Source organism: Candidatus Methanoperedens nitratireducens (assembly GCF_900196725.1).
Taxonomy (GTDB): Archaea; Halobacteriota; Methanosarcinia; order Methanosarcinales; family Methanoperedenaceae; genus Methanoperedens; species Methanoperedens nitroreducens_A.
On the sequence record NZ_FZMP01000136.1, the window covers coordinates 1 to 7,743 of the forward strand.

Here is a 7,743-nt window from a genome sequence, read left to right on the forward strand (position 1 = left end):
TTCGGAACTACGACCGATCGGAAGTACTGCAATTAGAAAAACTATTAATACGGATTAGGGTATTTAGAGGGATACCCTAAAGGGTACATCGGTTCGCGCCGGTAGTGTAGCGGTTATCACTGAGCGTTGCCAACGCTTAAACTCGGGTTCGATTCCCGACCGGCGCATGTCGCTTTTAGTTCCTCGATGGTATCGTGAAATAGAACGTAGAGCCCCTGCCCTCCACAGATTCAGCCCAGATTTTTCCTCCGTGGCGCTCCACGATTTTCTTGCATGTCGCAAGACCAATGCCAGTCCCGGCATATTCATTTGCAGGATGCCCCCGCTGGAATATCTGGAAAAGGCGCCCGAAGAATTCCGGAGCTATCCCTATTCCGTTATCCCGGACTGAGAAAACCCATTCATTTCCTTTCTTTTTTGCACGAATATGGACGCGAGGCAATTCTTTACTTCGGAATTTAATGGCGTTGCTTATCAGGTTCTGGAGCAACTGGATCATCTGTGAAGTATCAGCTGTTACATTAGGCAGGGGATCGTGTGTTATCACAGCGCCGCTCTGCTCAATAGCGACTTTCAGGTTAATCATCACCTGGTTAAGTACAGATTCACAATCAGTCGGCTGGAACGGTTTACCCTGCGTGCCAACCCGTGAATATGCCAGGAGGTCATTGATCATTGTCTGCATTCTGGTGGCGCCGTTCACGATGTAAGCTATGAACTCATCGGCATCCTTCCCCAGCTTGTCCCTGTACCGCTTCTCCAGCAGTTGGGCAAAGCCTGATATCATTCTAAGCGGCTCCTGAAGGTCATGGGATGCCACGTAGGCGAATTGCTGCAGTTCGGCATTTGAGCGGGCTAATTCAGCCGTCCACCTCTCGCGCTCTTCCTCGACCCGCTTGCGCTCTGTGATATCGGTAATAATTCCCACCATAGCTATCGGCTCACCTTTACTATCTTTTACAAGCGAAGCTGTCAGCCAGATAGGGAAGATTCCTCCATCCTTGTGTTTTACCATAAGCTCCCCGACCCAGCGCCCTGTCTCTTTTATAGCGGGGATTATAACTTTATCGGCGAACTCCTGATCTACGTTCATTTCATTAACGTGCCTTCCCTGGAATTCTTCAGGAGAGAAGCCGTATATTTTCTCAACCGCCTTATTTGAAAAGACTATGCGACCATCCAGGCCAACAATCTGGATCCCATCAGGGGCTTCTTCAACTGCTGCCGAGAGTAGCCTCAGATGCTGCTCTACCCCCTTGCGTTCGGTGATATCGCGCATTACGCTAATAAAACCTATGGCCTGGTCTTTTTTATTCTTGATGGTCTTGATGGATGCTTCAACAGGTATTTCTTCTCCGTTCTTCCTGGCCTGGATAAATTCTCCACGCCAGGAGCCGGTCGCTGCCAGAGAGTCATATGCTGCTTTCTCATCTTCAGGTTTGAGCCAGCGATGGCGGGTTACCTCTTCTATTTGCCTGCCAAGCACCTCCCTGGATTTGAAGTTGTATAGCTGCTCAGCTCCATGGTTCCAATAAATTATACGATGATTATTATCAAATGCAACAACTGCATCGTTTACCTGAGACAAAACAATGGTCTGGAACCTTATGCGTTCCTCTGCCCGCCTGCGCTCGGAAATTTCAATTTTTAGTGATTCATTTGCTTCTGCCAGTTCTGCTGTCCGTTCCTTAACCCGCATCTCCAGTTCATCATATGCCTTATGCAGAGCCTCTTCCATCCTTTTACGCTCTGTGATATCTTTCACCGTCCCTATGCTTGCGACCCTGCCGTGATAATTGATAAGCCCAACGGTCATAATGACAAATATTCTGGTCTTTCCATCTTTATGAAGCCCGCAAAACTCGTATTCCCTGGGGACATTTTCTCCCGCCAGCCTTCTGTAATAGTGGTCTACTACCATTTCCAGGTGCTCCGGAGCTATAAGTTCACGGAAGTCCTTCCCTTTAATTTCCTCTACTGTATATCCGGTCATCCTGGCAAACGCCTCATTGACGAACTGGAATTTAGTATCCAGCAGCATGAAAACCCCATCCTGAATATTATCAACTAACGTGCGGTAATTCTCTTCGGATCTCAAAAGCGCTTCCTCGGTACGTTTACGTTCTGTGGCATCACGGGCAACGCCACAGCCGCCGATAATTTCCCCATCCATGACCTGCGGTGTTATTACGAACTCCACTGTTATGTACTCGCTTGATTTTAAAAGAATGCGCAGTTCGCAACACAATGGTATCTCACCCCTCAAGACTCGCCGATAGATCTCATTTGCAATGTTTAAATCATCCGGATGAATGATCGGTGCGAAATCCCTGCCGAGCCATTCCTCGCGCCGCCAGCCTGTTATAGTCTCAAATGCAGGGTTCAGGAAAGTAATCTTACGGTTCGAGGATACTGTGAAGATAATGTCATTTGAAGTTTCAATAAGGCTCTGATAGCGCGCTTTTGATCTACGCAATTTTTCTTCAGCCCGCTTGCGCTCGGTGATTTCCTCACAGACGATAAGAACTATATTACCTTCTAAGGCGCGAGCCACTTCTTTCACCCATAACAGGCTCCCATCCTTTCGAACCTTGCGAAGCTCCTTTGTAGCTATATGCCCGGGCTCCTGCAAGCATGCAGATAGTTGCTGAAGGATAAGTTTTTTGTCATCTTCGTAAATAACCTTGAGTATCGATTGTCCGATCAGTTCTTCAACCGTGTAACCGAGCTGTTCTGCCCCAAAATTGTTAATAGAAAGAACCTTCCCCCCATCATCAATGGTAAAGTATATTGATGGATTTTCTTCGTACAATACCCGGTACAATTTTTCACTGTCACGTAGCTCATTCTCAATCTGCGTGCGCCGGATCTCTGATTTTTCTAATTCGGTATTCCGCTGGCGCAGTTCCATCAATTCATGTATGAGCTGTTCTTTTGTTTTATCTTCATTTTTCACATTGTTCACTCCCGAAAAGGTTATACTTTTACCAGTCCTTTTTCTATGCAAATATCAATCTGGTTTTTGCCATTTTGATATTGTGCCCAAAGCATACCTTTCACATAACATTCCATCTTCCGCTAGCGTTTATTCAAACCGGGACATATGAATAGAGATTATTTTACCCGCAACATAACCAAGGATTGTAACTATTGGCACCGGGTTAACTGACAGTGCTAAGAGCCTATCTTTTCCTCCCTTACATTTAATTGAGTTTCAGTATTATGCAGAGGCTCACACTATCTATTTCAAATGGATTATAAAAATTTGTGTATTGTAAATACAACCCCGTACTATACATCCGGTATAAACTTTAAAGCTTGATATTTAAAATGTTTTTCCCAAATTATTACCAAACCTTAAGCAGTATTGAGTTCGATGCAACCAGATCACCCCTACCTATGTCTCTTTGAGCCTAAAAAATGTCACTATACACAGGTTTTTATGTTGCAGATTTCTAGTAAAAACCGGATAATAATATTATAAATGAACCTTCGATGGAAATGTTGCTATGAATCTGGTATCAATGGTATTAGTAGAGTATTTAATTAATATCCCGGGGCTGTTCTTCCCTCTAGATAGAATGAGATGCTTTTAACTTTGGCCAGAATTTTTTATATCAGCTAGGAATCTCAACATAAAACACGCTCCCACCTTCTGGATTATCTTCCACCCAGACCCGCCCTTCATGCAGCTCCACGATACGTTTCACGATAGCAAGCCCAAGCCCGGTTCCCCTTACGCCCTTTTTATCTACCCTCTGAAAGCGGGTAAAGAGCTTTTCCTTATCCTCGTCTTTTATACCGTAGCCCCAGTCCTTCACGTAAATCCTGTAATCCCTGTTTTTATTCATAATATTTACCTCGATTTTGCTTTCTTCCGGCGAATACTTTACAGCGTTGCTTATAAGGTTTGAAAAAACATTCTCGATCACGGGATTTACCATTGCAGGGTATTTGCCGTTTGCCAGGTACTCAAGCTTCATTTTTTTCTTTTCCAGTTCAGGCTTGAAATTCTCTATGACCGCCCTGAAAACCCCGTTCAGGTCAAGAGGCGTGCGCTCCAGTTTCTCAGTGCTTTCCAGTTTAGCGTACATGCCTGCGCTTCTGATCATATCGATGAGTTTGTCTACGCTCTTCATCATTATCAAGAGAGTCCGGCGCATCTCGTCATTCTCTGCTTTCTCCAGTTTGAGTTCAATCATGGTCTTTATGACGCTTACGGGATTCATCAGGTCGTGACTCATTATGTCAGCGAATAAGCTTTTGATGCGGTTTGCTTCTTCAAGCTCTACTGCGTACTTTTTTAGTGCCTCTTCCTGCCGCTTGCGGGTAATAGCATAGCGGATCGAGCGAACAAGCAGGTTGCTGTCCGCCTGCCCTTTTACCAGGTAATCCTGTGCACCTTTTCGCAACGCATCGGTCGCAAGCATTTCATCATTAATGCCGGTCATCACGATGAGGGGTATTCCTGGAGCCAGGGCTAAGGCTCTTTCGAAGGTAGCTGAACCACTGCTATCCGGCAGTATGATATCAAGCAGAATTACGTCAACAACCTCTTGAGCAAGCCGCCCAAGTCCTGTAGAGAGACTATTTTTCCATTCAAGGTCAAAAGAGATATTCTTCGCTTCTGCCAGCATTTCCATCACAAGCCTTGCATCACCGGGGTTATCTTCTATAAGCAGGACTTTAATCGGCTTCATTTTAATCCTCTGGCAGAAGTACGTTCAAAAATATCCTGATTTATTTGATTCGGCAACATTAATTCGATAACCTTATCATGCATATAGTAAACAATCCAATCCCGGCTAACATCTATTCTTATAGATAGTTGGATTTCGCTGTTAATAAATCTTAGTGTTTGACCTGTCAATTTTCAAAAATGATGGCTTCTGTAACGGGTTTAAGCTCACAGTCTTGCTTTAACTTCATCTGCCTGGTACCGCAGCGTCACTACCCTGCTCCTGCCGCGGGAACCTTTTCCAGTAAAATCCGTATCAATAAGCTTGAGTGCTCCGAGTTTATTTAACAGCTCGTAGAACCGCGTGTACCCGAGGCTTGTCTGTAAATGGAATTTCTCATAAAGCTCACCGGAATTAGCCTGCTGCATCTCAGATATCATGCCAAGCAGTATCTTTTCATCTTCTTTCAGTGACCGCATCATATAGGACAGGTGTACAAGCCGTGATTTCTCGTATGCCGATTCGACATCCTCAAGAGATATCGTCCTGCTCGCCCGGCGTTCGGCATTAAGACCCGAACGCTTGAGCAGGTCTATTCCCACACGCAGGTCGCCCAGGGCAAACGTATGTTCCGCGGTCCTGTCCAGCGCACTGTCGTCAAGCACGCCGGGATAAAATCCGAGCTTTGCGCGGCTGGATAAAATGTCCCTGACTTCGCCCTTTGTGTACTGCGGGAACCTGACCTCTTCAGGCAGGAACACTGTTTCGACTTTCGGGTCAAGTATATGCGGCACGCCCGTATCGCTCAGTATGGCGATAACGCCCATGCGCGCCCCTGTATGCGTCTCATGCGCCCGCAGGAGGGAGTACAGCACGTCGTTGACCTCGTTCTCGTAGAACAGGAAGTTCATATCGTCAAGTGCGACTACGAGCACTTTTTCATGCTCCACAAGATATTTCGCCACCTCATTGAATACTTTTTTGAAGGAAACGCCGGATACGGGGGGGGCATATCCTATGAGTTTTTTAAAAATCTGTGAAAAGACAGCGTACTTTGTTGAATTCACCTGGCAGTTCACAAGCACGGGAACGACTTTGGGCGTATGCTTCTCTATCTCCTCAAAGACCTTGACCACCGCTGTTGTCTTGCCCGTCCCAGGTGAGCCGATGCACAGGCAGTTCAGGGGCCGCGCGCCACAGAGCGCCGGGCGGACGCCGTACATCAGGGATTGCAACTGCGCATCCCTGTGCAGGAAATGCTCCGGGACATGGTCAAGCTCGAAAAGCTCGCTGTCCTTGAACAGGGTCTGGTCCCATGCAAGCAGGTCTTTCATAGAGCTTTATTACTTTCACCAAGCTTTAAATAAGCTTTCATGAGGTGTTTTGTGATCACATGCTGACCCTGATGTCCGGCAGCCTTTTGGAGTAAATTTTTAAGCTGAATTAAATAAATCACTGTAACAGGTATCGGACATTGACTTCAGACTTTATCTTTTAAGGAATAATACTTCCTATGTAAAAGGGGTAGGTGTACTACCCCATGACAGGTTTGGAGACCACATATCCTGCATCCGAGAGTATTTTAATCATCTCATCAGCCGTCATTGTGTTCGGCACTTTGTCCTTTGGTAACTTTAGGTTCTTCATTGTTGTCTCATCGTTTTCCTTATAAGGCTCTCTGTTTGTCAGAAGATGGTGCAGTATGCAGAGGATTTTTCTTGCCAATGCTACAATTGCCTTCTTGAATCCCTGTCTTGCTTTGATTCTTTGAAAAAAGGTTTTGAGTTTTGTTCTTCTTTTCACCTTTATTGATGCCTGTGCAATTTCCACAAGAATTCATCGCAGATGCTTGGAACCTCTCTTGGTTATCTTTCCAGTGTTTAATTTGTCAGCAGACTGATAGACTGATGATACTATCCCTGTCCATGCGGCTAATTTGTCTGGAGTTTTGAAGTCTTTGAAATTTCCAATCTCTGCAAGTACAGTTGATCCTGCTACAAACCCAATACCAGGTACCGACATTGCGATTTTTAAATCCTCGTCCTTGGCCTTCATTCTATTTCTTATCTCTGCATCAATATTTTTGATTCTATTGTCGATGGTTTGTATTATCTCAGTGCATTCCTTAATTACAAATGCTTGTGTTGATCCAAGAGTTCCTTTTACCGCCTGTTTTATTTCCTCTGATCTTTTCTTAATCCTGTTGTTATCAGTGTCACCAATTATAGCTTCTATTGGTCTTCCAGATATCAATCCGTTTACCAGCTCTATTCCAGATTTACCGAAAATATCAGTGAAAGCACTTGATAATTTTATATTGGCTGTATCAAGGACCACATGCACTCTGTTCTTCACCTGTGTACGACTGTTTACAAGGGCTTCTCTTGCTCTGGTTAAATCTCTGAGTTCTCTGTCTTCCTTTGGAAAGATTCTTGAAGGCTCTATCATGCCATTGATGCAAAGTTCTGCAAGCCATTCCGAATCCCTGATATCTGTTTTTTTCCCTGGTATATGCTTAATGTTGTAAGCATTTGCTACCTGAACTTCAATGATACCCTCTAAAATAGTGTGGATAGGTATCCAGTAGATGCCGGTGGATTCTATCGCTATTACTGGGCAATCATTATTTATCAGCCATTCTCTGAATTCCATTAAACTTTTTATGTCCGTATTGAAACGTCCATGTTTATTGGTTCCGTCTGATGTCAGGATAGTTGCCTCGATAAACCTCTTGTGAACGTCTGCCCCACAAGCTTTTTCCCAACGTCTATTCATATTCTATTCTCCTGGTATGGGTAAATACAATCTTTTGCAAGGCAACTTCCTATACGTGGTCCAAGCCACATTCTTGCCTGCGTTGATGTTAGCCAGTTTCGTAGTCGGGTTCTATAAGACCCAAAGTAATCTCGGCTTTCGTTACCCATACCACAAGAGAATACAACCTACCCCTTTTTCATCCTTGCGTGCCTGTGACAATCGGCTCATGAGGGTTTCGTATGAAAAAACGCAATTTTTCATACAGTGTCTATGAACCATCAGTTCATGATTAGTTTCACACCGCTCA

General features: G+C 44.8%; 5 protein-coding genes and 1 tRNA gene. 1 reads left to right on the forward strand and 5 read right to left on the reverse strand.

From position 1 onward, the window contains the following. Positions 1–95 precede the first annotated feature (95 nt). Positions 96–167, forward strand: a tRNA-Gly gene (locus MNV_RS09760). 8 nt (positions 168–175) lie between these two features. Here MNV_RS09760 and MNV_RS09765 read toward each other — a convergent pair. The 5 genes from MNV_RS09765 to MNV_RS09780 form a co-directional block, all read right to left on the reverse strand. Then, positions 176–2,956 carry a PAS domain-containing sensor histidine kinase gene (locus MNV_RS09765; protein ID WP_096205629.1) on the reverse strand — a complete coding sequence of 927 codons (2,781 nt, stop codon included), beginning with the start codon at positions 2,954–2,956 and terminating at the stop codon, positions 176–178. Positions 2,957–3,617: 661 nt separating this feature from the next. Continuing rightward, on the reverse strand, positions 3,618–4,700 hold the full coding sequence (locus tag MNV_RS09770) for a hybrid sensor histidine kinase/response regulator (RefSeq protein WP_096205631.1): 1,083 nt from the start codon (positions 4,698–4,700) through the stop codon (positions 3,618–3,620). Between the two features lie 206 nt (positions 4,701–4,906). Continuing rightward, positions 4,907–6,013 carry an ORC1-type DNA replication protein gene (locus MNV_RS09775; RefSeq protein WP_096205633.1) on the reverse strand — a complete coding sequence of 369 codons (1,107 nt, stop codon included), beginning with the start codon at positions 6,011–6,013 and terminating at the stop codon, positions 4,907–4,909. A gap of 199 nt (positions 6,014–6,212) precedes the next feature. Then, the gene (locus MNV_RS20705) at positions 6,213–6,509 is read right to left on the reverse strand and encodes a hypothetical protein (protein WP_257000017.1); all 297 of its coding nucleotides are present in this window, start codon (positions 6,507–6,509) and stop codon (positions 6,213–6,215) included. A 6-nt stretch (positions 6,510–6,515) separates the two neighbouring features. Beyond that, entirely contained in the window at positions 6,516–7,454 is a 939-nt protein-coding gene (locus tag MNV_RS09780; RefSeq protein ID WP_257000018.1) for an IS110 family RNA-guided transposase, read from the reverse strand. Between the last annotated feature and the right edge of the window lie 289 nt (positions 7,455–7,743).

Excerpts from the sequence above, each read along its gene's own strand:
- MNV_RS09770 (WP_096205631.1), bottom strand. The coding sequence starts at position 4,700 with ATGAAGCCGATTAAAGTCCTGCTTATAGAAGATAACCCCGGTGATGCA.
- MNV_RS09775 (WP_096205633.1), bottom strand. The coding sequence starts at position 6,013 with ATGAAAGACCTGCTTGCATGGGACCAGACCCTGTTCAAGGACAGCGAG.
- MNV_RS09780 (WP_257000018.1), bottom strand. The coding sequence starts at position 7,454 with ATGAATAGACGTTGGGAAAAAGCTTGTGGGGCAGACGTTCACAAGAGG.